Annotated in this window: 27 protein-coding genes; 9 read left to right on the forward strand and 18 right to left on the reverse strand. The window is 66.3% G+C overall.

Features of this window, described 5'->3' with window-relative positions; genetic code table 11:
- Positions 1 to 3: 3 nt before the first annotated feature.
- From ACTJK0_RS14755 to ACTJK0_RS14770, 4 genes are all read right to left on the reverse strand, one after another.
- Positions 4 to 786, reverse strand: a complete 783-nt coding sequence (locus ACTJK0_RS14755) for an ABC transporter ATP-binding protein (protein WP_440745681.1) — start codon at positions 784 to 786, stop codon at positions 4 to 6.
- On the reverse strand, positions 762 to 1,616 hold the full coding sequence (locus tag ACTJK0_RS14760) for an ABC transporter permease (protein ID WP_440745682.1): 855 nt from the start codon (positions 1,614 to 1,616) through the stop codon (positions 762 to 764). The genes ACTJK0_RS14755 and ACTJK0_RS14760 overlap by 25 nt, the downstream gene beginning before the upstream one ends.
- Positions 1,613 to 2,731, reverse strand: a complete 1,119-nt coding sequence (locus ACTJK0_RS14765; protein ID WP_440745683.1) for an ABC transporter substrate-binding protein — start codon at positions 2,729 to 2,731, stop codon at positions 1,613 to 1,615. The genes ACTJK0_RS14760 and ACTJK0_RS14765 overlap by 4 nt, the downstream gene beginning before the upstream one ends.
- A gap of 348 nt (positions 2,732 to 3,079) precedes the next feature.
- Complete coding sequence (locus ACTJK0_RS14770) at positions 3,080 to 3,973, reverse strand: helix-turn-helix transcriptional regulator (RefSeq protein ID WP_440745684.1); 894 nt, start codon at positions 3,971 to 3,973, stop codon at positions 3,080 to 3,082.
- 141 nt (positions 3,974 to 4,114) lie between these two features.
- On the opposite strand from ACTJK0_RS14770, the gene ACTJK0_RS14775 reads away from it, so the two are divergent.
- Together ACTJK0_RS14775 and ACTJK0_RS14780 are read left to right on the forward strand one after the other, a co-directional pair.
- A complete protein-coding gene (locus tag ACTJK0_RS14775) occupies positions 4,115 to 5,131 on the forward strand; it encodes a zinc-dependent alcohol dehydrogenase family protein (RefSeq protein WP_440745685.1) in 1,017 nt (338 codons plus the stop codon).
- Positions 5,132 to 5,283: 152 nt separating this feature from the next.
- Entirely contained in the window at positions 5,284 to 6,324 is a 1,041-nt protein-coding gene (locus ACTJK0_RS14780) for an NAD(P)-dependent alcohol dehydrogenase (RefSeq protein WP_440745686.1), read from the forward strand.
- A gap of 101 nt (positions 6,325 to 6,425) precedes the next feature.
- On the opposite strand, the gene ACTJK0_RS14785 is transcribed toward ACTJK0_RS14780, so the two are convergent.
- From ACTJK0_RS14785 to ACTJK0_RS14810, 6 genes are all read right to left on the reverse strand, one after another.
- The gene (locus ACTJK0_RS14785) at positions 6,426 to 7,463 is read right to left on the reverse strand and encodes a nitronate monooxygenase (RefSeq protein ID WP_440745687.1); all 1,038 of its coding nucleotides are present in this window, start codon (positions 7,461 to 7,463) and stop codon (positions 6,426 to 6,428) included.
- 154 nt (positions 7,464 to 7,617) lie between these two features.
- Positions 7,618 to 7,812 (reverse strand): hypothetical protein, encoded by a 195-nt coding sequence (locus ACTJK0_RS14790; protein ID WP_440745688.1) that lies wholly within the window; start codon positions 7,810 to 7,812, stop codon positions 7,618 to 7,620.
- Positions 7,813 to 8,077: 265 nt separating this feature from the next.
- Entirely contained in the window at positions 8,078 to 8,845 is a 768-nt protein-coding gene (locus tag ACTJK0_RS14795; protein ID WP_440745689.1) for a GAF and ANTAR domain-containing protein, read from the reverse strand.
- A gap of 21 nt (positions 8,846 to 8,866) precedes the next feature.
- The gene (locus tag ACTJK0_RS14800; protein WP_440745690.1) at positions 8,867 to 9,595 is read right to left on the reverse strand and encodes a GAF and ANTAR domain-containing protein; all 729 of its coding nucleotides are present in this window, start codon (positions 9,593 to 9,595) and stop codon (positions 8,867 to 8,869) included.
- Between the two features lie 190 nt (positions 9,596 to 9,785).
- Positions 9,786 to 10,133, reverse strand: a complete 348-nt coding sequence (locus ACTJK0_RS14805; protein WP_440745691.1) for a hypothetical protein — start codon at positions 10,131 to 10,133, stop codon at positions 9,786 to 9,788.
- Between the two features lie 10 nt (positions 10,134 to 10,143).
- Positions 10,144 to 10,863 carry a GAF and ANTAR domain-containing protein gene (locus ACTJK0_RS14810; protein WP_440745692.1) on the reverse strand — a complete coding sequence of 240 codons (720 nt, stop codon included), beginning with the start codon at positions 10,861 to 10,863 and terminating at the stop codon, positions 10,144 to 10,146.
- A 72-nt stretch (positions 10,864 to 10,935) separates the two neighbouring features.
- On the opposite strand from ACTJK0_RS14810, the gene ACTJK0_RS14815 reads away from it, so the two are divergent.
- Positions 10,936 to 11,670: a GAF and ANTAR domain-containing protein gene (locus tag ACTJK0_RS14815; protein ID WP_440745693.1), complete on the forward strand. Its 735-nt coding sequence runs from the start codon at positions 10,936 to 10,938 to the stop codon at positions 11,668 to 11,670.
- Here ACTJK0_RS14815 and ACTJK0_RS14820 read toward each other — a convergent pair.
- Complete coding sequence (locus ACTJK0_RS14820) at positions 11,667 to 11,957, reverse strand: hypothetical protein (protein WP_440745694.1); 291 nt, start codon at positions 11,955 to 11,957, stop codon at positions 11,667 to 11,669. The two genes, ACTJK0_RS14815 and ACTJK0_RS14820, sit on opposite strands and share 4 nt — an antisense overlap.
- A gap of 248 nt (positions 11,958 to 12,205) precedes the next feature.
- Here ACTJK0_RS14820 and ACTJK0_RS14825 point away from each other — a divergent pair, with 248 nt between their 5' ends.
- From ACTJK0_RS14825 to ACTJK0_RS14840, 4 genes are all read left to right on the forward strand, one after another.
- The gene (locus tag ACTJK0_RS14825; RefSeq protein WP_440745695.1) at positions 12,206 to 12,538 is read left to right on the forward strand and encodes an ArsR/SmtB family transcription factor; all 333 of its coding nucleotides are present in this window, start codon (positions 12,206 to 12,208) and stop codon (positions 12,536 to 12,538) included.
- A gap of 12 nt (positions 12,539 to 12,550) precedes the next feature.
- The gene (locus ACTJK0_RS14830; RefSeq protein WP_440745696.1) at positions 12,551 to 13,048 is read left to right on the forward strand and encodes an SRPBCC family protein; all 498 of its coding nucleotides are present in this window, start codon (positions 12,551 to 12,553) and stop codon (positions 13,046 to 13,048) included.
- A gap of 151 nt (positions 13,049 to 13,199) precedes the next feature.
- Complete coding sequence (locus ACTJK0_RS14835; protein WP_440745734.1) at positions 13,200 to 13,793, forward strand: DUF1992 domain-containing protein; 594 nt, start codon at positions 13,200 to 13,202, stop codon at positions 13,791 to 13,793.
- Between the two features lie 274 nt (positions 13,794 to 14,067).
- Positions 14,068 to 15,600: an HNH endonuclease gene (locus ACTJK0_RS14840; RefSeq protein ID WP_440745697.1), complete on the forward strand. Its 1,533-nt coding sequence runs from the start codon at positions 14,068 to 14,070 to the stop codon at positions 15,598 to 15,600.
- Here ACTJK0_RS14840 and ACTJK0_RS14845 read toward each other — a convergent pair.
- Positions 15,588 to 17,759 carry a transglycosylase domain-containing protein gene (locus ACTJK0_RS14845; RefSeq protein WP_440745698.1) on the reverse strand — a complete coding sequence of 724 codons (2,172 nt, stop codon included), beginning with the start codon at positions 17,757 to 17,759 and terminating at the stop codon, positions 15,588 to 15,590. The two genes, ACTJK0_RS14840 and ACTJK0_RS14845, sit on opposite strands and share 13 nt — an antisense overlap.
- Before the next feature lie 178 nt (positions 17,760 to 17,937).
- Between ACTJK0_RS14845 and ACTJK0_RS14850 the strand changes: the two genes are divergently transcribed.
- Entirely contained in the window at positions 17,938 to 18,576 is a 639-nt protein-coding gene (locus tag ACTJK0_RS14850; RefSeq protein ID WP_440745699.1) for a PadR family transcriptional regulator, read from the forward strand.
- A gap of 53 nt (positions 18,577 to 18,629) precedes the next feature.
- Here ACTJK0_RS14850 and ACTJK0_RS14855 read toward each other — a convergent pair whose 3' ends face one another.
- The 3 genes from ACTJK0_RS14855 to ACTJK0_RS14865 form a co-directional block, all read right to left on the reverse strand.
- Complete coding sequence (locus ACTJK0_RS14855; RefSeq protein WP_440745700.1) at positions 18,630 to 19,964, reverse strand: ammonium transporter; 1,335 nt, start codon at positions 19,962 to 19,964, stop codon at positions 18,630 to 18,632.
- Between the two features lie 303 nt (positions 19,965 to 20,267).
- A complete protein-coding gene (locus ACTJK0_RS14860) occupies positions 20,268 to 21,083 on the reverse strand; it encodes a carbon-nitrogen hydrolase family protein (RefSeq protein ID WP_440745701.1) in 816 nt (271 codons plus the stop codon).
- An 81-nt stretch (positions 21,084 to 21,164) separates the two neighbouring features.
- Positions 21,165 to 21,401, reverse strand: coding sequence for a DUF2630 family protein (locus ACTJK0_RS14865; RefSeq protein ID WP_043455532.1), 237 nt, complete (start codon positions 21,399 to 21,401; stop codon positions 21,165 to 21,167).
- 85 nt (positions 21,402 to 21,486) lie between these two features.
- Between ACTJK0_RS14865 and ACTJK0_RS14870 the strand changes: the two genes are divergently transcribed.
- Complete coding sequence (locus ACTJK0_RS14870) at positions 21,487 to 21,885, forward strand: hypothetical protein (protein WP_110541775.1); 399 nt, start codon at positions 21,487 to 21,489, stop codon at positions 21,883 to 21,885.
- Between the two features lie 22 nt (positions 21,886 to 21,907).
- Here the strand turns inward: ACTJK0_RS14870 and ACTJK0_RS14875 are convergent, their stop codons facing one another.
- The 3 genes from ACTJK0_RS14875 to ACTJK0_RS14885 are packed head-to-tail and all read right to left on the reverse strand — an operon-like array spanning position 21,908 to position 23,024.
- On the reverse strand, positions 21,908 to 22,240 hold the full coding sequence (locus ACTJK0_RS14875) for a DUF202 domain-containing protein (RefSeq protein ID WP_440745702.1): 333 nt from the start codon (positions 22,238 to 22,240) through the stop codon (positions 21,908 to 21,910).
- A gap of 3 nt (positions 22,241 to 22,243) precedes the next feature.
- Complete coding sequence (locus ACTJK0_RS14880; protein ID WP_440745703.1) at positions 22,244 to 22,642, reverse strand: YidH family protein; 399 nt, start codon at positions 22,640 to 22,642, stop codon at positions 22,244 to 22,246.
- 22 nt (positions 22,643 to 22,664) lie between these two features.
- Positions 22,665 to 23,024 carry a YnfA family protein gene (locus ACTJK0_RS14885; RefSeq protein WP_440745704.1) on the reverse strand — a complete coding sequence of 120 codons (360 nt, stop codon included), beginning with the start codon at positions 23,022 to 23,024 and terminating at the stop codon, positions 22,665 to 22,667.
- Positions 23,025 to 23,030: the final 6 nt, after the last annotated feature.

Consider the following 23,030-nt stretch of genomic DNA (forward strand, 5'->3'; position numbering starts at 1 on the left):
TGGTTAGTGGCCGACGGCGGCGGGTTCAGCAGGGTGCGCAGGCCCGACGCCCAGCGCGGCGAGGAGGTCACGGCGCAGGGATTCGTGGCCGGAGGTATCGGTGGACGTGCGGATTTCCGGCGGCACCGGACGGATGGCTGCAATGCGGCCGCGGTCCAGGACCACTATCCGGTCCGCCAACGCGATGGCCTCGTCCACGTCGTGGGTGACCAGCAGGACGGCGGGCCGGTGGGCGGCCACCAGGTCCTGGAGCAGCCCGTGCATCCTGATCCGGGTCAGCGCATCCAGGGCTCCGAAGGGCTCGTCCGCCAGCAGCAGCTGCGGTTCGCGGACCAGGGAACGGGCCAGGGCCACGCGCTGCTGTTCGCCGCCGGAGAGCTGGTGCGGCCACGCCTTTTCACGCCCGCCGAGGCCCACCTCGGCGAGGGCACTGCGCGCCCGGGTCCCGGCGTCGGGCTTCCGAAGACCCAAAGCGACGTTGCCCAGCACGGTGTCCCATGGCAGCAGCCGCGAGTCCTGGAACACCACGGACACGCGCTCCGGGACACTGACAACACCGCTGCCGCTGACCTCGTGGTCCAGCCCGGCGAGGGCACGCAACAGGGTGCTTTTGCCGCAGCCGCTGGGACCCAGCAGCGCCACGAACTCGCCGGCAGCGATGTCCAGGTCCACGCCGTCCAGCACGGTCTTGGTGCCGAAACTGCGCATCAGCTGCCGGACAGACACGGCGGAAGGGGCGGTTGGAGCGGGTGCGGGCGCGGTCAGCCCGCCAGGGTGCGCTGCCATGAGAGGGCCTTTCCTTCGATGAAACGGACGATTGCGTCGGAGAGCAGGCCGAGGATGCCGTAGACGGCCAGGCCCAGGACGATGATGTTGGTCTGGCCATACGTGCGGGCGAGCTCCATCATGTAGCCGATGCCGCTGGTGGCGTTGATCTGTTCCACCACCACCAGGGACACCCATGCGCCGGTGACGGCGAAGCGCAGGCCCAGGAAGAACCCGGGCAGTGCGCCGGGGAGCACCACTTTGCGGACGAAGGCCGCCCGGCCCAGTCCCACGGTCTGGGCCAGTTCCACGAAGCGCAGGTCGATGCCGCGCAGGCCCGCGTGGGTCTGCAGATAGACAGGGACAAGGACGCCCAGGGTGATGGTGAGGACCTTCATGGTTTCGTCGATGCCGAACCAGAGGATCAGCAGCGGAATCAGGGCCAGGCCCGGGATGGCCCGCTTGATCTGCACCGGCCCGTCGATCAGTGCCTCGCCCACCCGGCTCAGCCCGGACAGGAGGGCCAGCACGGCGCCCACGAGCGTCCCGGACACCAGGCCCAGGCCTGCCCGCTGGGCGGAAATAGCCAGGTTTTCCTGGAGCCGGCCGTCCGCGATCAGCTCACCGGCGGTGGCCACCACGGTCCAGGGTTCGGACAGGATCCGCGGGTCCAGGAGTCCTGTTGCGGAAGAGGCTGACCAGAGCAGCAGCAGGGCCGACGGGCCCACCCAGGCGAGCCGCCGCCGTCGTCCCGGGCCCAGCCTTTTCGCGGTGGGCCGCACGTCCTGCCGCCCGGCAGCGGCCTGCGCCTGGTGCGGCGCCAACACGGGCCGGTCCAGTACGGCGCTCATGCTGCCCCTGCCTTTCCTGCAGATGCGAAGGCGGTGCCGGCGATGGCCTCGAACCTCGTGTCGTACAGGTCCGCGGCCTTCAGCTGCGGCTTCTTCTGCTCCCGGGCCAGCAGGTCGATGGTTTCCTGGTGCCGGGCGATGGCCTCTGTCCAGGAAGTGGGGAGGTCGCGTTTCCCGGTGGCGTCGATCAGGTACTGGCCGTCGTCGGGGGACAGGCCCTGGTCCTTGACGTAGTAGCCCTCCAGCCATTCGGCGGGGTGGTCCTCGATCCATCGCTGCGCCTTGCCCCAGACCTTCACATAGGCTGCCAGGGCTGCGGCCTTGGCGGGATCGGCCAGGACCTTGGCGGGCGAGTAGAGGAGGCTGGGGTCATCGCGCAGCCCGTGGCGGAGGGTGGTGGCGTCGTCGGCCTTGTATTTGGTGAGGTAGCGCTTGATCTGGACGCCGCCCAGCGGAGCCGCGTCCACCTGCTTTCCGGCCAATGCCGTGGCATAGGCGTCGCCGGTGCTGGGCAGTTCCACGAGTTTGACGTCGTCCTGCGTGAGCCCGGCCTTCGCCAGGATCCGCAGGACCAGTGCGCCCTGCGCCTGGCCCGGGCTGTAGGCCACCTTCCTGCCGCGCAGGTCCTCGAGAGAGCTGATGCCCGTTCCGGGGGCGATGCCGAGCTCGTAGATAGGGTGGTTCACGGCGTCCTGCCGGTAGCCGGCGGCGATGATGCGGACGTCGAGTCCTGTCCAGGTGGCGTGGATGGGCGGAATGTCCGCCACGGATCCGACGTCCAGCGCATTGGCGCGGAAGGCCTCGGTAGTTTGCGGCCCACCGGAGATGTTGGCGAATTCCACGGTAAAGCCGTCCAGCTCCTTGGCCAGGCCGGACAGTTCCAGCGCCACCCGGATGCTCGGGTCACCCACCGTGATGGTGGTTCCGGCGGGGACGGTGTTGGCGAGGGGTTCAAGGGACGCCGGGTTGATACGGTCTCCGCCTGCCGTAGCGGTGCCGCCGCAGGCCGAGAGCAGGGCGGCGGCGGGGACCGCGAGGAGCGCACCCAGGGCGTGGCGGCGGGTGAACGCGGGGAGCCCGCGGCTGGGGGTGGGCGGTGGTGCCGGGAAGGACATGGTGTTCCTTTCAGGAAGATTCCGGGTACGACGACGTCACCCGGCGGAGTGCGCCCGGCGGAGTGCGCCCGGTGGCGTGGGGAAGGTGGTTGGGTCCGCCGTTGACGGCGGGATGCGGAGGTGTTTCGGCTGGTGCGTACGGCCTGGCCGGTGCCGTGGAAACACCTAAACACGCGCTCAGGGGCGTTGGCCAGCACCGCGCAATGCACGCTCAACGCGGGGAAACGGCGCTACATCCGGCGACATGCGCGTGACCAACCGGGCAACCCGGCGCCACGAACCGAAACCTGGGTTAGGGAACCGCAACGGGCGTTAATGTGGCTGGACGCCCGTCATGCCAGCCGGCAATTAGGCGCGGACCTGGCCCTGCGCCATGTCCGCGATCTTTTCGGTGGCCGCCCAGGAGGCCAGCAGTTTCAGGCCTTGCTCGGAGGGGCTGCCCGGAGTGGCCGGGTAGACGGTGAGGGTGTGCCCGGGGTCCTCCTCCAGGCCCAGGACCTGGTAATTCAGTTCGAGCAGGCCCACCACGGGGTGCTGGAAGAACTTGGTCCCGGCGTAGTGGCGGCGGACGTTGTGCGCGGCCCACAGGGTGCGGAATTCGTCACTGCGCATGGACAGTTCACCGATGAGTTCGGCGATTCCCTTGTCGTGCGGGTTCCGGCCCGCTTCGCGGCGGAGAATGGCGACATTGGTGTTGGCGGCGCGGTCCCAGTCCGTGTAGAAGTTGTGGGCACGCGGGTCAAGGAAGATGAACCGGGAGTGGTTGGCCGGCCGCGACGGGTTGCGGTACAGGTCCGAGTACAGGGCGTAGCCCAGGGTGTTGGCGGCAACGATGTCCATCCGGTTGTTGCCGATGAATGCCGGCGCTTCCGTGATGGCGTCCAGGAGGTACTGCAGTTCCGGCCGCACGCCCGCGGGGGCGGGCGCAGCGGCGCCGGAAGCCCGCTTGCGCCCCGAGGTGTTGGCTGCACGGGCGAGGTCGTAGAGGTGGTCGTGCTCGGCGCGGTCCAGTTCCAGCGCTCCTGCGATCGCGTCCAGGACGCTGTCCGAGACGCCACTGAGGTTTCCCCGTTCCAGGCGCGTGTAGTAGTCCACGCTGACTCCGGCGAGGCGGGCAACTTCCTCGCGCCGGAGGCCGGGCACGCGGCGCCGTCCGCCGTAGGGTTCGATGCCTGCCTGTTCCGGGGTAATGCGCCCACGGCGTGAGGACAGGAACTGCCGGACCTCGGCTCGGTTATCCATACCGGACACGTTACGGCTATTGGCCTTGCCGTAAGGAGGGTCTGCCAGAACCAGTTACGGCAGGACCCTCCCTAAGGACGGCAGGGACGGGTTTGATAGGGATGTCCGCTTTCCGCAATTCACCACAGGGGAGGACCCATCATGCGCGCAACCATCCTGCACGCCCCCGGAGACGTCCGCGTCGAGGACCGTGACAGGCCAGCCATCCGGCAGTCCACGGATGCGGTCATCAAACTCGTTGCCGCCTGCGTATGCGGTTCGGACCTGTGGCCCTACCGCGGCGCGGACAAGGTGTCCAGGCCTTCGCCAATGGGCCACGAGTACGTGGGGATCGTGGAAGAAATGGGTGCAGACGTAAAAACGGTGCAGCCGGGCCAGTTCGTGGTCGGGTCCTTCTTCGCCTCGGACAACACGTGCGAGATCTGCCGATCCGGCTACCAAAGCGGCTGCGTGCACCGCCAGGGCGTGGGCGGCGCCCAGGCCGAGTACATGCGCGTCCCGCTGGCCGACGGCACCCTGGTGGCCACCCCGGAGATGCCCGACGACGGCAAGGTTCCGTCGCTGCTGGCAGCCTCCGACGTCCTGGGCACAGGGTGGTTCGCCGCCAAGGCGGCGGAGGTAGGACCGGGCAAGACCGTGGCGGTGGTGGGCGACGGCGCCGTGGGGCTGTTGGGGGTCCTGGCAGCCAGGCAGATGGGGGCCGAACGGATCATCGCCATGTCCCGGCATGCCGACCGGCAGGCCCTGGCCCGCGAATTCGGCGCCACCGACATTGTTGAAGAGCGCGGCGATGCCGGCGTGAAAAAGATCAAGGAACTCACGGGCGGCCTCGGCGCCCACTCCGTCCTCGAAGCCGTGGGCACCCAGGAATCCATGCTGCAGGCCATCCACGCGGCCCGCGCCGGAGGCCATGTCGGCTTCGTGGGGGTGTCGCACGACGTGGCGTTGCCCGGCCGCGACCTTTTCTACTCGCACGTCCACCTGCACGGTGGCCCGGCTCCAGTCCGGCAGTACCTTCCCGAGTTGATTGACCTGATCCTGCGCGGAGAAATCAATCCCGGAAAAGTCTTCGACCTCGAACTCCCCCTGGAGCAGGCAGCGGAGGCATACAAGGCCATGGATGAGCGGCGCGCTATCAAGGTGCTGCTCCGCCCGTAACGGCAGTCGCCGGCGTGGCCACTGCAGGCCGGCAAGGGTAGGACTGCCAAGACCAGGTACAACAGGGCCACGCTGGACCGGCCTTTTCCGGGGATTGCTCCGAACAACCCCGGTAGCATTTTTGTTATCCCCCAACAGATCAGAGGAGAACCATGACTACCGTCAAGGCTTATGCATCCCCGTCCGCCACGGAGGACCTGGTGGCAACCACCATTGAGCGCCGCGAGGTGGGTCCGCACGATGTCATGATCGAGATCAAGTTCGCCGGCATCTGCCACTCGGACATCCACACGGTGCGCGGCGACTGGGGCCCCCAGCAGTACCCGCTGGTCCCCGGCCACGAAATTGCCGGCATCGTCAGCGAGGTTGGTTCGGCTGTAACCAAGCACGCCGTTGGTGACCGCGTCGGTGTCGGCTGCATGGTCAATTCCTGCAAGGAGTGCGTCAACTGCCTCCAGGGCGAGGAGCAGTACTGCCTCAAGGGCATGGTGGGCACCTACGGTGCCGTTGACCGCGATGGCACCATCACCCAGGGCGGCTACTCCACCCACGTGGTGGTCACCGAGGACTTCGTGGTGACCATCCCGGAAGGCGTCGAGCTCGACGTCGCCGCGCCGCTGCTGTGCGCCGGAATCACCACCTACTCCCCGCTGCGCCACTGGGGCGCCGGTCCCGGCAAGAAGGTTGCCGTGGTGGGCCTGGGCGGGCTGGGCCACATGGCCGTCAAGCTGGCGCACGCCATGGGCGCCGAGGTGACGGTCCTGTCCCAGTCCCTGAAGAAGCAGGAGGACGGCCTGAAATTGGGCGCGGACCACTACTTCGCCACCAGCGACGAGAACACCTTCTCCGAACTCGCCGGCTCCTTCGACCTGATCATCAACACGGTCAGCGCCTCGATCGACATCAGCTCCTACCTTGGCCTGCTGAAGCTCGACGGCGCCCTGGTGAACGTTGGTGCCCCGGCGGAGCCGCTTCCCGTCAACGCCTTCGCATTGATCGGCGGCCGCCGTTCCTTCGCCGGGTCCATGATCGGCGGCATCCGTGAAACCCAGGAGATGCTGAACTTCTGCGCCGAGCACCACCTGGGCGCCGAGATCGAGGTCATCCCGGCAGAGAAGATCAACGAGGCCTACGAGCGCGTCCTCGCCTCGGACGTCCGGTACCGCTTCGTGATCGATACCGCCACCCTCTAAAGCACCACCCTCGCTTTCAACGCGGGCGACGGCGGGCCTGCTCCCATAGGGGGCCGGCCCGCCGTCGGGCTTTAAGGAAGGGGACGACGGCGGGACAGTCCTTACGGCCGAAGGGCAGCCAGGATGGACGCCGCCGGGGCATCCACCGCGTTCCGGTAGTTGATGCCTGCCCACAGGTTCAGCCAGTCCGGGTCCCCTGCCGCAGCAGCCGCTGCACGCAGGGGAGTGGTGAGGTGGTGGATTTCGGGGTAGCCGTAGGGGGCCTCCCCGTCGTGGCGGCGCATGAATTCGTTGTAGAGGCCGCGGGCGTTGCGGCCCGAGAAGGCGCGGGTCACGCCGGTGGTGGGAAAACGGTCGGGCGACGACAAGGCCGCCCGGTGCGCAGGCTTGGTTCCTGCCTCATCCGCGCGGAGGAACGCTGTTCCGGCCTGCACCGCCGCGGCACCCACGGCGAGCGCGGCCCGGGCGTGCTCCGCTGTGGCAATTCCGCCCGCCGCGATGAGCGGCACCTCCAGGTCTGTGAGGCTTTCAAGGATCCCGTGCAGGGGAACGTCGGGCGGTGGCGCAGCAGCGGCAAAGGTTCCACGGTGGCCCCCGGCTTCCGGGCCCTGGACGCACAGCGCGTCGGCGCCTGCGGCAAGGGCCCGCAGTGCTTCATCACGCGCAGTCACTGTGGCGATGACGTACACCCCGCGGTGCTGCAGGGCTTCCACCACGGCCGGTTGGGGGAAATCGAAGGTGAATGAAACCACCGCCGGCGCCAGGTCCAGCAGGACCTTGAGCTTGTTGTCCCAGTCGTCGTCGTCATGCCGTGGGGCGCCCAGGCTAACGCCGAACCGTTCAGCGTCAGGTGCCAGCGAACCTGCATAGCGCTGAAGGGTATCGGGGTGGACGACGGAGGCCTGGGGAACGAAGAGGTTGACGCCGAAGGGCCGGTTCGTCAGCCCCGTGAGATTCTGAATGTCCGTCCGCATCGCTGTAGCCGTCTTGTAGCCGGCCGCCAGGAATCCCAGCCCTCCGGCGGCGCTGACCGCGGCCGCCAGCTCCGGCGTGGAGGGCCCGCCGGCCATCGGGGCTTGGATGACCGGTATTTTCAGGTCTTCCAAACGAAAACGGGCTGCTTGATGTTCGGTTCCCATGTGGCCTTTCCCCGCGTTCCGCACCTGCGCCTACCTCACGAATGCTACGCGGGTCTGCCGGCGGGGTGGGGAATGCCAAGGCAGAAAGGGCAACAGAAAGGCGCGTACGACGGCNGATGCCCGCCGTCGTACGCGCCCTTTGTGCCTGGGTTACCTAGAGGGCCAGTGCCGGCTCTTCCCCGCGCACGCTCAGGGTGAAGGTGTTGGGGCCGCTGCATGTGACGGCAACCCGGCAGGTGGTGGTGTTGTGGCGGGCGGAAAGATCGGTGATTGCGGAATCGAGGGTCTCGTGGAGGGAGGCCCGGTCCCAGATCTTCAGGCTGACGGAATTGGCGGCATCGAACGTCATTATTCAACTTCCATTTCTTGCGTTGAACGGTCCGGACCCGGCCGGACCGCGCCCTCGGCTCTGAGGGCAAAAGGCTGGGAAAGCGCGTTCCCGTACTTCAATCGTGCACGGCTGCCGGATCGATGGCAACCACTTGGGGCGGAATGTGAGCAACCGCACGCGGCGCCCTGCATTCCTCCTTTCCATGGTGCCCATACCGGCGACGGCGGCTCAACCGGATGGCGCAGTTTTGGCACGTGAGACTCATCACGTCCCGCCGGGCCGCCTATTCGTCGAAGTACGTGGAGATCGTCGTTTCGCCTGAAATAGAGGCAATGACTGCAGCCGCCACGTCCCGAAGTTTGGCGTTGCGGGTATTGGATGCCCTGGTCAGGATGGCGACGGCGGTATCCCGTCCGCAGCGGTTCTCGGCCATGATCGCCCCGACAGCCATATCGATGATGGTGCGCGACTCCAGGGTGGCGGAAAGATCACTCTTGACCTCGATGAGCTGGGTGATCCGAACGGCCAGCCGGAGCGAGCTTGCAGCCTGCACAGCGAACGTTTCGGCCTCGGAGACGTCCTCGCTGGAGAAGCCGCCGGGGTGTGCCGAATACAGGTTGAGGACGGCGTCCGCCTCGCCGGCAAGATCCAGCGGGACCGCAAGGATGGAGGCCACGCCATGCTGCCGGGCGGTCCGCACGTACGGGTGCCAGCGGCGTTCCACCGCGAGGTCGGGAACCAGGAGGGTGGCCCTGTTGCGCAGGGCGGTGAGGCACGGGCCCTCACCGAAGCCGTTTTGCAGTTCATCAAGGGCCATCGCGTGCGGGTCGCTGGCGGCAACCGCGCGCGGCCGTTTATGCCGAAGCACCGTTACCCCGGCGTGGATGGTGTTGCCCGGCGTTGAAAGCCGATAAGCGGCCAGGACTGCCAGCTCGTCCAGGAAGGCTGCGATGTCGCGGCTTTCCAAGAGCATCAGCTGGAGCGAAAACTCCGTGCCGGCCACGGGATCAGGGCGGCCCGTCCCGTGCAGCGGTGTCCCTGTGTCCGTCACTCTCGCTCTCCTCCTGTGGATCTATACGTGGTGGTCTGCTGAGGGGCCCGGGAAATGGCCGTCGACGATGTCACTGGCAACCTCCTGGAGCCGGCGGTTGCTCGACTGGCTTGCGGCTTGCAGGACCTCCAAGGCCCTGTCCCTTCCGCCGCGGGTCTGGAGCATGATCAGCGAGAGGGCGGCGTCCACCACAGCCCGCGATTTCAGGGCGGCGCGCAGTGCACCGTGGGAAGATTCGGCAGCGTGCAGCTTCAAGGCCAGGCGAAGAATCCGGGACATGGACTCCGCCTGCTCCTCCACAAGTTCCACGGCGGCGGCATCGAAGGCGTTCGCGCTCGCTGCGTAGCAGTTGAGGGCGGCGTGTGCCGTGCGTCCCGCCGGAATGGGCGTAGCTAAGACGGAGAGCACATTTTCGAATCCAGCCTCGTCGCGGTAGCGGGCCCACTGTGGGTCATTGCGGAAATCGCCAACCAGCACCGTGCGCTGCTCGCGTTCTGCCGTGAGGCAGGGTCCATCACCGATGGCGTATTGGGTTTCGTCGAGCCGTTGGCCTTCTTCGCTGCTCGCGGCAACCGTAGAGGTGCCGCCGGCGCGCTCCACTGTGATGGTGCAGTCCAGGATGCTGCTGTCGGCGCCGAGCCTGGAGACGGACATCATTGCCAGGCCCAGGAGGAATTCAGTGAACCCGGGGCTTTCAAGGAGCAGGTCCTGGTACTCGTCAGAGGCCGTCAGCTCTCGGTTCCTGGCCATCAGGCCTCGATCCGTGTTGGCGCCAGCGCCGTTACGCCTGGCTGTTCGGCCGCCCGCTCTTGGCGCGCACGGCCCCGGCATTCAACCTCCGGATCCTGTGGCTATCCCGAAATCTCCTACCTTCGACACTACGCTCCCGCCGGTGTTTCCGATACTTCCGCAGCAAACGCCTGGCACTGGAACGGGACTGCTAGTTATCCGCCTGGGGACCATCCGGCGGGTTGCCGCTGCCTTCTTCGTCCGCCCCTTCCGCGGGGGCGCCTCTCCCATCCGCCGTATCGGCTGCAAAGTCGTCGGAATAGGGGGCGTGTGGCCGAGGCAGTTCGTCGATCAGTTCATTCGCGGCAAGGGCCAGGAGGTCCCGTTGGGTCATGGGCAGGGAGAGCAGTCCCTGGAGGTAGGCTTCCACTTCGTACTCGCCGGCGTCACCGGACAGGCTGAAGTACTTCAGCCACAGCTCTGGAATCGAGATGTCGGCTGCCTTGAGTGCTGCCCGGAGCCGGCGCCGTTGTTCCGGCTCGTTCGGATCAAACCCCATGGGCCCGTCCCTACTCGCGGCCGGCCGGCGTCCCGGCGAGAATGGATTCGCTGACGTCCTGCAGCCTGGAGTTTGAGGCGCGCGCTTCCCTGATGAGCTGCTGCAGCGCTTCCTGGTGGCTGATGCCTGACCGTTCCATCAGGATTCCGCAGGCGCGGTTCACCAGGTCCCGGGTGTGAAGCGAGGACTGAAGGCCATCGGTCATCTTCTGCGGAGCTTCGGCCGCCTGGATGTGGGAGAGCAGCGTTGCCGCGGGGCCAGCGAAAAGCTGCACCAGGGGCGGCGTGGAGAGGTCATAGGCGTTGGCCGCTGCCGAGTACAGCTTCAGCGCACCAATGCATTCCTTTCCGGCCAGCAGTGGAACACTGACAACGGAGCGGATGGGAAGTGGCAGGACTGTGTTGCGCCACCCAGGCCAGCGCTTGTCGCTGTGCAGGTCCTGGATGAGTACAGGCCGCTCGGTTGCCCATGCTGTCAGGCAGGGCCCTTCGCCGAGTTCATACTGTGCCGCGTCCGCGCGTTCCACCACCGTGTCCGTGTAACCACTGCTGGTTCTCCGTCCCCGGGCGTCCATCAGGGACACGCCGGCACCGAGGGTGCCGCGGACGGACTCCTTCGCCGCCCGCGCAAGGGACTGCACGGCGCCGTTGACCTCTTCCTCCGTGAGCAGCAGTCCCTGGATCCGGGCAATCAGGAGGCTGAGCTCGTCAAGGGGAAGTTTCTGGGCCATTTCATCAGCATAACTCCCATCTTTAAGGGGCTAACGCCCTTGCCACGGGTGCGGCGCCAGTAAGATGAACCCATGCCCAGTTCAGCCGATAACGAGTCCGTTCAGCACCTGCAGGAGATCCTCGTGGGGGCTGACAACGTGGTCGAATTCCTGTCCGGCCTCTCCGGGCTCGCGGCAGCCTCGGTATCGGAGGCGTCGGGCGACGACATTGAGTGCGCCGTCACCCTGAAGCTGCGCCGGCGTCCCGCCACGGCTGCGGGCAGCAGCGCGCGTGCTGTCATGCTGGACCACGTGGAGCAGGCACTGGGCGACGGCCCCTGCATCCGTGCCCTCCGCGAGATGACCCCGGTGATGATTGACGACGTGTCCACGGATCCGCGCTGGAAGACGTACAACCAGAAGCTTGCGGAGCACAACGTGCACAGCACCCTGGGAGTGCCGCTCGTAATCACCCCCGAGGCAAGCGCCGCCCTGAACTTCTTTGCCACCAGGCCCCGCGCGTTCAATCCGGATGTCTACGACAAGGCGGTGGGCTTTGCTGCCGCCGCACACAACACGCTGCACCTGTCGGTGCGCCTCAACACTGCACAGAACCGTGCAGAAGACCTCGAAGCCGCACTTGAAAGCAGGACAGCGATCAACCTGGCCTGTGGTGTGATCATGGCGCAGAACCGGTGCTCGCAGGAGGAAGCGATGGAGATCCTTACCCGGGTGTCCAGCAACCGGAACAGGAAGCTCCGGGACGTTGCCAAGGAACTGATCGAGCAATTGTCGGGCAGCACGGTAAGCACCCATTTCGACTCCTAGTCATCCGGAGCCGCTACCAGTGCGGGAAATCTCCACCCACCGCCCCCTGGAGACCGCACAGAAACCGTGGTCCCGCACCCGGTAAGGCGGATGTCCCAGCAGTTGCCGGTACCGATGACCTCATAGTCCTCATCGCCGGGCCTTGAGAGCACTGCGGCGGTGTTGTCATCGATGGCTGCGACCCACTTCACCAAACCTGCCGCTACGGCGGCCGCGGCGCGGCTTACCGTTCCGGCGTGCACATCCACCGCGAACGGGGCCAGCCCCAACCCGTCGCGGACGTCCACGGTGTCAAGGGCCCTCGGAGCGCTCCTCGCCGCACACATCCACGCCGTCGATCCGCTATCCGCCGACCAGCGCGCTCTGCGGCGCCAGCATGGCTCCGGCGGAAAGACGTGCGGGAAAGCCGCTGGATCCGGGCCGGCCCCGGCAAGGAAAATGCTCATGGGCTTCGAGATACCGGCATGGGCAAGGGCCAGAACGAACCACAAAAACACCTTGACCCCTGCCGACGGCAGGACTAACGTACAACCAAATGGTTGTAGAAAAGATGAGCGAGACCGAACAAGACCGCCTCTTCCAGGCGTTCGCCGACTCCACCAGGCGGGACATCGTCCGCCGGGTGACGGCCGGTGGGTATTCCGTTTCCGGCCTGGCAGCCCTCTACGCCATGAGTTTCGCCGCCGTTCAAAAGCATGTGGCGGTGTTGGAGCGCGCGTCATTGGTTACCAAGGAAAGACGCGGAAGGGAGCAGATCGTGCGGGGCAATCATGAAGGACTGCAGACGGCCCGGCGGCTGCTCGACGAATACGAACACATCTGGCGGCAGCGTGCCGCCAGGATGGCAGAAATCCTCGATGAAGGTTAGGAAGGCACCGCCATGGCAGTCATCAGCACGGACAAGAATCCGGAGGCACTGACCCTTACCCTGGTCGCCGAGTTCGACGCCGGCGTCGAACGTGTGTGGCAGTTGTGGGAGGACCCACGCCAGCTGGAGCGCTGGTGGGGCCCTCCCGGCTGGCCCGCAACGTTCCACAAAATGGACTTTGTTCCAGGCGGACGCGCCAGTTACTACATGACCGGCCCGGGCGGGGAGAAGGCCCACGGCTGGTGGGAATTCACGGCAATCGAAGCTCCGCGGCGGCTGCAGTTCGACGACGGGTTTGCCGACAGCGACGGCAAACCTACGGGTGACCAGGGGACATCCCACGCCACGGTCACCCTGGAACCTGTGGGGGAGCGGACACGCATGACCATCCACTCCGCGTTCGATGCCGAGGAGCAGATGGAGCAGGTGATGGCCATGGGCATGGAGGAGGGGCTGAAGCTGGCAGTCGGGCAGATCGACGGCATCCTTGCCGAGCACGCCAACGCCTGATGGCACGCTGTCGCCAGGAGCCTTTTCCTGATGCCGGGGTGGGCGGACGACGGCGGGGTCCCGCCGTCGTCGGCCTTTCCTGGCGTTGAACCTCCGGGGCCGCCGCTGAATACTGGAAGGTGGACGATGCCAAGGGAAGGCGGTGGCAGCAGTGAGCGGCGGGGCAGGGGACTTTCGGAAACGCCTGGAGCGGGCTGCCGAGGTCCGTTCATACCGCGGCGCCGGGATCAGTGCGGAGGAGGAAGCAGCACTGGACGCCCTCGACGCCCGGGAGCGGGAGAAGCGGCGGAAGGTCAGCGACGCCGCCCGGTCGGAATACCTGGTCCGGGATGCCATGGCGCAGGGCAAGTTCGACAAACTGAAGTACGCGGGCAAACCGATTCCCGGATTGGGCGAGTCCTACGACCCCGACTGGTGGGTCAAGGGGCTGATCCAGCGGGAGAACATTAGCGGTCTTGGTCCCGCGGCTATTCTGCTCCGCACCGAGGACGCGGAACTCGATGCCAAGCTGGACGGCCAGTACACCGAGCAGCAGGTGCGGGACATCCTGCAGGACTTCAACCGGCGGGTGATCGACGCGCGCCGCCAACTCCAGGGCGGGCCACCGGTGATTACCAAGACCCGCGACGTGGAGGAGGAAGTAGAGCGCTGGCGCACGCGACGCGCTGGCCGGGTTGAAGAGGCTCCGCCTGAACCGGAGCCGGAGCGGTCCTGGTGGAAGCGGTTGTGGAAGGGGACGGGCTAGGCTGAAGGATTCCGCGCATCGAACAGCCGCGGCAGGGCAGGGCCCGACGCCGGAATTGGCTTAAGGAGCAGCGTCCCCGCGAGCTGGACGGCGGGTGGCCCAGGACGAAGTCTGCGTCGTCCGGCTTCCAGGGGCGCAGGATCAGCCGCCTTGTCTCAACGATTTCCACCACTCCCATGCTGCCAGAGAGGGTCGACATGTGGGCTGTTTCTGGTTTTCCACATAGGGGTTTTAGGTGGCTGGGATTGTCGGTGCCTGGTGAAAGACTTGGGCTATGGAAGCGGTTTTGGGGCAGGTTGCAGGGCGTGGGCGGGAGCCTCAGGCACCCTCTATTGCCGATGTCCTGGGGCTCTTGGCCCGTGTTCCCATGGCCAGTGATGATGCGGGGAAGATCGATCAGATTCGCGGGCTTGAGGACCTGAAGTCGCTGGCGGCCGCGCGGCAGGCCGAAACGAGCGTCGCTTTCGATCTGTCCCAGCGGCGGGAACAGTCCGCGGCCGGGGTACCTGTGGAGGAGCAGGGCGCGGGGGCTGGTGCGCAGATCGCGTTGGCCCGCCGGGAATCCCCGAACCGTGGCTCCCGGCTGCTGGGGCTGGCCAAGGCCCTGACCGGAATGCCCCGTACGTTCGCCGCCTTCCGCAGTGGGCGGTTGAATGAGTGGCGGGTCACGCTGATCGTGAAGGAAACAATCTACCTCAGTGTCGAGGACCGGGCCGGGGTGGATGAGGAACTCGCCGCCGACACCGGTGCCCTGGACGGTGCCGGTGACCGGGCCATCATCGGCGCGGTCCGGGCCGCCGCGTACCGGCGGGACCCGACTTCGGTGGCGAAGCGGGCAGCACGGGCAGTTACGGAACGCACTGTGAGCCTGCGTCCGGCTCCGGACACCATGACCTACCTGACGGCGTTGCTGCCCGCAGCCCAGGGCGTGGCCGCTTACGCCGCGTTGTCCCGCGACGCCGACACAGCCCGCAGCCGTGGGGATGAACGTTCGCGGGGCCAGGTCATGGCCGACACCCTCGTCGAACGGGCCACCGGCACCCCCGGCGGCGTGACCGGGGTGGAGGTCCAGCTGGTGATGACCGACCGCACCCTCCTGCAGGCCGATGCCGAACCCGCCAGGCTCCCCGGCTACGGCACCATCCCGGCAGCCACCGCACGGTCTATTGCCCTCACCGGTGGATCATCAGCAGCTCAACAACCGGCGCCGGACCCGGCCGTCCCTGAAGAACTCAGCCTGTGGATCCGCCGCCTGTACACCGCCCCCGGCACCGGAGAGCTGGTAGCAATGGACTCCACAGCCCGGCTCTTCCCACCCAACCTGAAACGCTTCCTCCAAGTCCGGGACGATACCTGCCGCACCCCGTACTGCGACGCCCCGATCCGGCACCACGACCACATTCTGGGATGGGCAGCTGGCGGCAAAACCACCGCCGGCAACGGCCAGGGCCTCTGCGAAGCCTGCAACCACACCAAAGAAACACCCGGCTGGACCACCAAACCCATCCCCGGTCCACGCCATCCGGTGGCGACCACCACCCCGACCGGCCACACCTACCGCTCCACCGCTCCACCACTACCGGGAACGGCGGTGCGCATGTCACCTGAGCGTCCTCCCGGGCACGCCGTCCAAGGCGGCGGCGACCCCGGAAGTCCGTTACACGCTGCCCACCCCGCTGCCAAGGCATCGGTTCTGGCTTCAGCGGCCGAGGCTTCAGGGATCACGGCTCCAGGGTCGGCTGCGGGTCCAGCCGTAACTACGGCCTGTAATTACGGCTGCGGGTCCAGCCGTAACTACGGCCTGTAATTGGGGTTCGGCCCGATCATCGAGGCGGGAGGCGGCGCGAAGGGGCCTGCTGGATAGAGCGGCGCCACCTTAAGCATGTAGTTGGCCCACTGTGGACCGGCGATCATGTATCCGTCCAGGCTGGGATAGAACGTGCCGTTGATAGTGACATTTTGTCCCGCCCGCTTTTGGCCTTCGAGTGCGTCGCCAAAGAATGACGCGGTGACCAGGCCGGTGGTGTAGCCAACCACCCAGGTGGACCCGTTGGTGTTCGAGGTGCCGGTCTTGGCCGCGGTGGGAACCACGTCCTGCACTTTCGGCTTGATGTAGACGCCGGAGCCCTTCTTCAGGACGTCCTGCAGCACCGAGTTCACGCCGCGGGCAACGTCAGGCTTAACGGCGTCATGGCAGTCCGGGGCCTGGGCGGGCAGTTTTGCTCCCGCTGCGTCGGTAATTTCAACGACGGCGATGGGTGCACAGTAGCGGCCATCCGTGGCAAACGTGGCAAAGGCGTCGGCCAGGGTGAGCGGGGCAACGCCGGTGCCACCCAGCAGGTTGCCCAGTTGATGCATGTTGACCGGACTGCTGTCGAGCCCGCTGTGCAGGCCGACGGCGTCCACCATCTTCTGGATGCCGCAGAAATCAAGCTGTGATGCTGAAGCGAACGTGGCGGTGTTGATGGAGTTGTACAGGCCGTAGTTAACCGGCATGGGCCGGTAGAAGCCGTCCTCTGCATTCTGGAGGTCGTCCGTGACGCCAAGGGCAGGGTTGGCCTGCGCAGTGCTGTAAGCGCCCAGCACCTTCCCGCAGCTGTCCTTCCAGGGGAACCCCAGCGGGTAGGTCCTGCGCGAGGCGTCCACCTCGGCCGTGATCGACTTGCCCTCGTTCAGCCATTCCGCGAACGTGAAAGGCTTCATGGTGGATCCGGGCTGGAAGCCGCCGGCACCATTCAGGTCATTGCCCTGTGCGTCCTTCGCGTCGACGTTGAAGTTCAGGTTGGTATCGAACTTGCCTGGCTGTGGGATGAACACCGTGTTTTGGGCCATCGCCAGGATCTTTCCGCTGCCGGGCTGGATGCTGACCAGTGATGCTCCCCATTTGTCAGGGTTTGCCCCAGCGGTCCCGTCCACTTGTGCCTGGGCCGCCGACTGCAGCCTGCTGTCCAGGGTGGTGACGATCGTTAGGCCGCCCCTGTACAGCCGCCGCTCACGTTCAGTCTCCGTCGGCCCGTAGGCCGGATTGTTCAGGATCAGGTGGGAGATGTAATCGCAGAAGTACGGCGCCATGGACGCGTTGGCGCAACCCTGCTGCTGAGGCGTGATCTTCAACTGGATGGGGGTCGCCACCGCCTCATCGTGCTGGGCCTGGGTGATCTTGCGCAGGCGCAGCATTTCAGACAGGACCTGGTTCCGGCGGCCGATCGACTGGTCCGGGTTGGTCGCCGGGTTGTAGAGGGTCGGGCTGTTAACCACGCCTGCCAGCAGGGCCGCCTGCGGAAGGGTGAGGTCTTTCGCGGTGGTACTGAAGAAGTAGCGTGCCGCAGCCTCAATGCCGTAGGCGTTATTGCTGAAGAACACGATATTGAGGTAGCCCTCCAGGATCTGGTCCTTCGTGTACTTCTTCTCCAGGCTGATGGCCAGCTTCATTTCCCGGATCTTGTCGCCGATGTTTTTCTGTCCGTTCAAGACCACAGCATCGGGCCTGTCCTGGGAGAGCTGGGCCTCGTTCAGGACGTTCGTAACGTACTGCTGGGTGATGGTGGATGCCCCCTGCTCACCGCCTTTGGTCAGGTTGGACACCAGCGCCCGCAGTATCCCCTCGGGATCAACGCCCGCGTGTTCGTAGAACCTGCTGTCCTCAATGGCGACGATGGCGTCCTTGATGAACGGTGACATCTGGTCAAGAGGCACTTTCACACGGTTTTCAGCGTAAAAGGCGGCAATCTGTTGCCCATCGGAGGTGAGAACCTTCGTGGCCTGCGACGGCGGCTGGACCGCCAGGTCGGCCGGGAGGCTGTTGAAGAAATCGATGGAGGTGCTGACTCCCATGCCCGCAGCTGCCACGGCGGGGACCACCAGGCTGGCGGCCAGAACGCCACACATTGCACTGGCTGCCAGGAACCCCAGGATCCGTCCCAAGGCCGCGCCAAAGCCGCGCCTGCGCTTCCGCTTCTTTGCCATTGTCCAGCCCTCGTCCTCGAAGGTGGGATCAGGATACGCCTGCCATGTAGGGGGAACCAGATCTGGGAAGGTCAGGATTTGGTCACGCCGAGCCATTGACGACGCGATAGTTAACGACATATCGTTAACTATCGCTGAAGAAGCAGCGACAACAAGATACAGGAAGGACGATGCCGCTATGAAAGGCATGTTCGATGACAAGCATCCCGGCCCGGAATTCGCAAAGGGCAGGTTCGAGCGCGGCAGGGGCCGCCGGGGACCGCACGGGCACCGTGGTCCAGGCTTCGGGCCCGGGTTCGGGCCCGGGTTCGGGCCCGGGTTCGGGCCCGGTTTTGGCCCAGGGTTCGGTCCGGGGTTCGGCCCAGGTTTCGGGAGGGGCGGGCGCCGTGCCAGCCGCGGCGACGTCCGCGCGGCCATCCTCTCGCTCCTGGCAGAAGCGCCATCCAATGGTTACGGGCTGATCAAGACCATCGCCGCAAAGACTGGCGGAATGTGGCGCCCCAGCCCGGGATCGATCTATCCCACCCTCCAGCAGCTGGTGGACGAGGGCCTGATCGAGGCCCTCAGCGAAGGCCGCGGGACCGAGTTTGCCCTGACGGACGCAGGCAAGGCGTACGTGGCGGAGCACGCCGAGGAAATGGAGAACGCGTGGAATGCTGAACCGGACAGCGCGGACAGGGACTTCCACCAGAGCATCGCCAAGCTCGTGGGTGCCATTCACCAGTTCCGCTCCGGTGTCAGCGAAGAGCAGCGGGCTGCCGCGATCGCCAAGATGGACGAAACCCGCCGTGCCCTTTACAAGATCCTGGCGGACTAGCAGCCCCGGAAGCCCGAAGGGATCGCTTGGGGGCAGGTGTCCTGGGGGCAGACCTAGGCGAAGGAGTCTTCCTTGGCGCGCTGTTGGGCGGCCGGTGCAGCGGCGGCGGCTGGAGTTGCCGCGTGGTGTGCGAGCATCTGGCCAAGGGTGCTGAAACCGGATCCCATCTCACCGAAGGCATAGGCGGTTTCGGCGTGTTCGGACAGGTCCACGCCGGCCGTCTCAGCCTCGTGGCTGACCCGGAAGCCCACTGCCTTGTTGATGACGCGTGCGATGACAGCGGTGCCAAGGCCGGACAGCAGCACGGTGATGACGACGGCGGCCGTCTGGGCGATGAGCTGCTGGGCACCTCCGCCGTAAAAGAGGCCGCCGCCCTGGCCGTTGACGGGGAGGGCAATGAGACCCAGCGAAAGGGTGCCGATGAGGCCGGCGCCGAGGTGGACACCCACGACATCCAGCGAGTCGTCAAGGCCAAAGCGGTACTTGAGGTCCACGAACACGCAGCACGCTGCCCCGGCCACCAAGCCAAGGCCGATGGCGGCCACCGGGCTGACGTTCGCGCAGGAAGGGGTAATCGCCACCAGCCCGGCCACGACGCCGGAGGCTGCACCCAGGGAGGTGGGGTGGCCGTGGCGGATCTTCTCGGTGACCAGCCAGCTCAGCATGGCGGCCGCTGGCGCCACCAGGGTGTTGATCCAGATCAGGCCGGCCTGTTCGGCGCTGGTTGCGGCCCCGCCGTTGAAACCGAACCAGCCGAACCACAGGATGGCCGCGCCCAGCATGATGAAGGGAATGTTATGCGGGCGGTGGTTGGGGTCTTTGGCGAAACCATGGCGCTGGCCCACGATGACTGCGAGTACCAGGGCCGCGGTTCCCGAGCTGATTTCCACCACCGCGCCGCCGGCGAAGTCGATGACCTGCCCGAAGGCCGCGGTAACGGCGCCGCCTGCGCTCATCAGGCCGCCGCCCCAGATCATGTATGCGAGGGGGCAGTAGATGAGGGTGATCCAGACCGGAACGAACAGGGCCCAGGCGCTGAACTTCGCGCGGTCGGCGATGGCACCGCTGATCAGTGCCACGGTGACGATAGCGAAGGTGGCGCTGTAGCCGGCCTTGAGCAGGTCCGGCGAACCCATGAGGTTCTGCAGGCCGAAGCTGGTGAACGGGTTGCCGAACAGCCCCAGGATCCCGTCGCCGGTGGTCATAGAGTAACCCCAGAGGACCCAAACGACGCCCACGATGCCGGCGGAGATGAAGCTCATCATGATCATGTTCAGCGCGGCCTTGGCGCGGGTCATGCCGCCGTAGAAGAGGCCGAGTCCGGGGGTCATGAACAGTACCATGGCGGCCGAAACCATCAGCCAGACGTGTTGGGCAGTGATTTCCACCGGTGGGTCCCTTCGCAACGTGATCGTGGTGCGGGACCCGTTTGGCCCCGAAGCATTTCCCCCGGGTTCCATTTTTGGTGCGGTGTGTTTCAGCCAATGCCGCTTAAAGTTGCGCCCACGTTACACAAATGGCTCCGGTGTGAAGTTCACGTATCACCCATGTTTCAGGAATGTAAACGGCTTCTTCCTCTGGCCGGTCAGCGAAGCCCGTGGACCCCCCAACTTCCCCGGAAATGGCGGGCCGGGCGGCCCGCCAAAGGTGAGGGCCGCCGTCGTACGCCCTTAATCCCTTCTGTTTCCTGGCTATGAACGGCGGCTCACCATGGTGAACTGGCGGGCGTTGGCCAGCACCGGCAGTTTTTCGCGCACGTCGTCAACGGTCGAGGGATCGATATCGACGACGGCGAGTTCCGGCCTTCCCCCGAGGGCCACCACCGCTTTGCCCAGGGGCGTGATAACTGCACTGTGGCCGATTCCGGTGGGCGCCGTTCCGGCGGGGCCTGCGCCGGTGGATTCGGGGTCGCCCTGGCCGCAGGCAATAACGAAGGCGGTGCTGTCCAATGCCCGGGCGCGGACCAAAAGGTCCCACTGCTCGGCCTTGCCTTCGCCCGCGCCCCAGGAAGCGCAGACGATATTCACCTGTGCACCTGCGTTGGCGTTTGCCGTGAACAAGGCCGGGAATCGGACGTCGTAGCAGGTGGCCAGGCCGAACACGGTGCCGTCCAGCTCGAACGTTACAGGCGCCTCCCCGGCATCGACTGTGCTGGACTCCGTAAAGCCGAAGGCGTCAAAAAGGTGGACCTTGTCGTAGGAAGCCTCAACTCCACGGCCGGTGACCAGCAGCGTGTTACGGACACGGCCGTCCTTGCCGGGCGTGAACATGCCCGCCACGATCGTGATCTCCAGTTCCCTGGCTATCCGGCGGACCTCACCGGCCCACGGACCATCGAGCGGTTCTGCGATGTCCCGAAGGGAGTGGCCAAAGGCCCGCATCGTGGCTTCGGGGAAGACCACCAGTTGTGCGCCGGCATTACTGGCCTGCGCGGCGTACTCCCACACCAGCTCAAGGTTGGCTGCGGTGTCCGCACTGCTGATGATCTGGGCTACTGCGATACGCATGGATGAAACTCAATCTGTGGGTAACGGAAAAGAGGTGCCCGGGCTGGTTGGCCCGGACACCCAAGGCGATGCAGGCTCCGGCTACTGCCGGTAGCCTTCAACCTCGCTGATGGGCCGGGCCTCGGCGTCGTTCGGGTTTTCCCCTGAGTCCTTCTTGGCGCGGCGCTGGCGCAACAGGTCCCAGCACTGGTCCAGGCTTTCTTCCACATACTTCAGGCGCGCCTGGTCCGGCGCCTGCCCGTTGCCTGACCCCTCGCGCAGGGAGTGCTCCTCCTCCACGAGGGCCTGGATGTGCGTCAAAATGTCCTGATCGTTCATGGCTTCCCCTTCCTCCGGTCCGGTCCCCTTCAGCGTACGTACCAGGTGCTGAAGCCACCAGTCCCGGCGCTGTACCATCGATTCCATGCCCACTGCGCTCGATATGGCAGGTCCCATCCTGGAAGTGCTCACCTGGTTGTGCCTGCCCGCCGGACTGGGCCTGCTCTTCTACACGGGGTTCCTTCGCCGGTTCATCCACCCCTGGGACGTGGCCGAGGCCGTGGTGTATTCCGACACCACCGGAGTGGGCTTCCGCTGGTTCGACCGGAAGCACAACGTGCACAACGCCCCCATGTCCCCGTACGACATCAGGGATATGGCGGCGGGGGACACCCTGCCGATCTACTACCACCCCAACCGCCCCACCCAGTGGCAGACCACCGCCCCGGAGGAGGCAGGACGCACTGCCTCGGTCCTGGGCCGCTGCCTGACGGCCATCGGGGCCGTGGCGCTTTTGGGCGGCTTCGTCCTGCCGATGTTTTAGGGCGGCCGGTACTCCTCGGCAGTCAGCTGGCCAGGACCACAACAATGCCCACCCCGCCGAGGACCACCCCGGCCAACGCAGTCCACAGCACCGCGGACAGGTCCGCTTCGATGCTTTCCCCCGCCAGGCCGCGGGACCGAACCCGGTAGCGGCGGCGTTGGGTGAGGTAGATGGCAAGGGCGGTGCCGCCGGAAATCACCGGGAGCACCAGGATGGGCGCCCCGTAGGTGGGCAGCCAGCGCAGGAAGAAGGCGCTCGCGGTCACCATCGCCAGCATGGTCCGGCCCCACGCAAGGGCCGTCCGCTCAGGTTGCAGCCCCGGATCGCCGTGAGGACTGGATGCGTGTGGCGCCACAGATCAGCGCCAAAGGATGAAGACAAGGACGACGGCGGCAGCAAGCGCGCCTGCCCCGGCCAGCAGGGGCACAATGAACGGCAACGGCAGCGGAGCCTTGGTGCGCATGCTTCGTTCCACCCGCAGCCACCGGACTGCGGCGCCCCCGCTGAGCATCATGCCGAGCAGGAGCAGGAGGACCGCCAGCCCTTTGCGGACGGGCTCAATGAAAAGCCCGGAGGTGAACGCCTCGAGGGCAATCCCGCCCGCCAGCAGCGCAAGCGAGGTGCGGATCCAGGCCAGGAAGGTGCGCTCGTTGGCGAGGGTGAAGCGGGGGTCCGGTTCCTCGCCGCCGGGCAGCAGCCGTTCGGCGAGCCTTCCGCGCGACGGTGTGACGGGCCTGGGCTGCTCGCTGTTGTCCACCGGGCCAGTTTAGCCGGGGCGGCTAGCTGCCACTCCGCGGGGCAAACATGATCACGGCAACCCCGAGCAGGCAGACCAGGGACCCCGCCACATCCCACCGGTCCGGCCGGAAGCCGTCAAAGGCCATTCCCCATGCCAGGGAACCCGCCACGAACACGCCGCCATATGCGGCGAGGATCCGGCCGAAGTGCGCGTCCGGCTGGAGGGTGGCCACAAAGCCATACGCGCCCAGCGCGACCACACCCAGCCCGGCCCACCACCAGTCCTTTCCTTCGCGGACGGCCTGCCACACCAGCCAGGCCCCGCCAATTTCCGCAGCAGCGGCCAGCACGAACAACACGACCGTCTTGAAAACACTGACGGTTTCCCCTGGAATACCCACGCAGCC

The organism is Paenarthrobacter sp. 22069 (genome assembly GCF_052046035.1).
In the GTDB taxonomy this organism is placed as follows: Bacteria; Actinomycetota; Actinomycetes; order Actinomycetales; family Micrococcaceae; genus Arthrobacter.

Excerpts from the sequence above, each read along its gene's own strand:
- ACTJK0_RS14840 (WP_440745697.1), top strand. The coding sequence starts at position 14,068 with ATGGAAGCGGTTTTGGGGCAGGTTGCAGGGCGTGGGCGGGAGCCTCAG.
- ACTJK0_RS14770 (WP_440745684.1), bottom strand. The coding sequence starts at position 3,973 with ATGGATAACCGAGCCGAGGTCCGGCAGTTCCTGTCCTCACGCCGTGGG.
- ACTJK0_RS14775 (WP_440745685.1), top strand. The coding sequence starts at position 4,115 with ATGCGCGCAACCATCCTGCACGCCCCCGGAGACGTCCGCGTCGAGGAC.
- ACTJK0_RS14760 (WP_440745682.1), bottom strand. The coding sequence starts at position 1,616 with ATGAGCGCCGTACTGGACCGGCCCGTGTTGGCGCCGCACCAGGCGCAG.
- ACTJK0_RS14785 (WP_440745687.1), bottom strand. The coding sequence starts at position 7,463 with ATGGGAACCGAACATCAAGCAGCCCGTTTTCGTTTGGAAGACCTGAAA.
- ACTJK0_RS14865 (WP_043455532.1), bottom strand. The coding sequence starts at position 21,401 with ATGAACGATCAGGACATTTTGACGCACATCCAGGCCCTCGTGGAGGAG.
- ACTJK0_RS14800 (WP_440745690.1), bottom strand. The coding sequence starts at position 9,595 with ATGGCCAGGAACCGAGAGCTGACGGCCTCTGACGAGTACCAGGACCTG.
- ACTJK0_RS14845 (WP_440745698.1), bottom strand. The coding sequence starts at position 17,759 with ATGGCAAAGAAGCGGAAGCGCAGGCGCGGCTTTGGCGCGGCCTTGGGA.
- ACTJK0_RS14870 (WP_110541775.1), top strand. The coding sequence starts at position 21,487 with ATGCCCACTGCGCTCGATATGGCAGGTCCCATCCTGGAAGTGCTCACC.
- ACTJK0_RS14765 (WP_440745683.1), bottom strand. The coding sequence starts at position 2,731 with ATGTCCTTCCCGGCACCACCGCCCACCCCCAGCCGCGGGCTCCCCGCG.
- ACTJK0_RS14805 (WP_440745691.1), bottom strand. The coding sequence starts at position 10,133 with ATGGGGTTTGATCCGAACGAGCCGGAACAACGGCGCCGGCTCCGGGCA.
- ACTJK0_RS14755 (WP_440745681.1), bottom strand. The coding sequence starts at position 786 with ATGGCAGCGCACCCTGGCGGGCTGACCGCGCCCGCACCCGCTCCAACC.
- ACTJK0_RS14815 (WP_440745693.1), top strand. The coding sequence starts at position 10,936 with ATGCCCAGTTCAGCCGATAACGAGTCCGTTCAGCACCTGCAGGAGATC.
- ACTJK0_RS14810 (WP_440745692.1), bottom strand. The coding sequence starts at position 10,863 with ATGGCCCAGAAACTTCCCCTTGACGAGCTCAGCCTCCTGATTGCCCGG.
- ACTJK0_RS14790 (WP_440745688.1), bottom strand. The coding sequence starts at position 7,812 with ATGACGTTCGATGCCGCCAATTCCGTCAGCCTGAAGATCTGGGACCGG.
- ACTJK0_RS14830 (WP_440745696.1), top strand. The coding sequence starts at position 12,551 with ATGGCAGTCATCAGCACGGACAAGAATCCGGAGGCACTGACCCTTACC.
- ACTJK0_RS14850 (WP_440745699.1), top strand. The coding sequence starts at position 17,938 with ATGAAAGGCATGTTCGATGACAAGCATCCCGGCCCGGAATTCGCAAAG.
- ACTJK0_RS14860 (WP_440745701.1), bottom strand. The coding sequence starts at position 21,083 with ATGCGTATCGCAGTAGCCCAGATCATCAGCAGTGCGGACACCGCAGCC.
- ACTJK0_RS14825 (WP_440745695.1), top strand. The coding sequence starts at position 12,206 with ATGGTTGTAGAAAAGATGAGCGAGACCGAACAAGACCGCCTCTTCCAG.
- ACTJK0_RS14780 (WP_440745686.1), top strand. The coding sequence starts at position 5,284 with ATGACTACCGTCAAGGCTTATGCATCCCCGTCCGCCACGGAGGACCTG.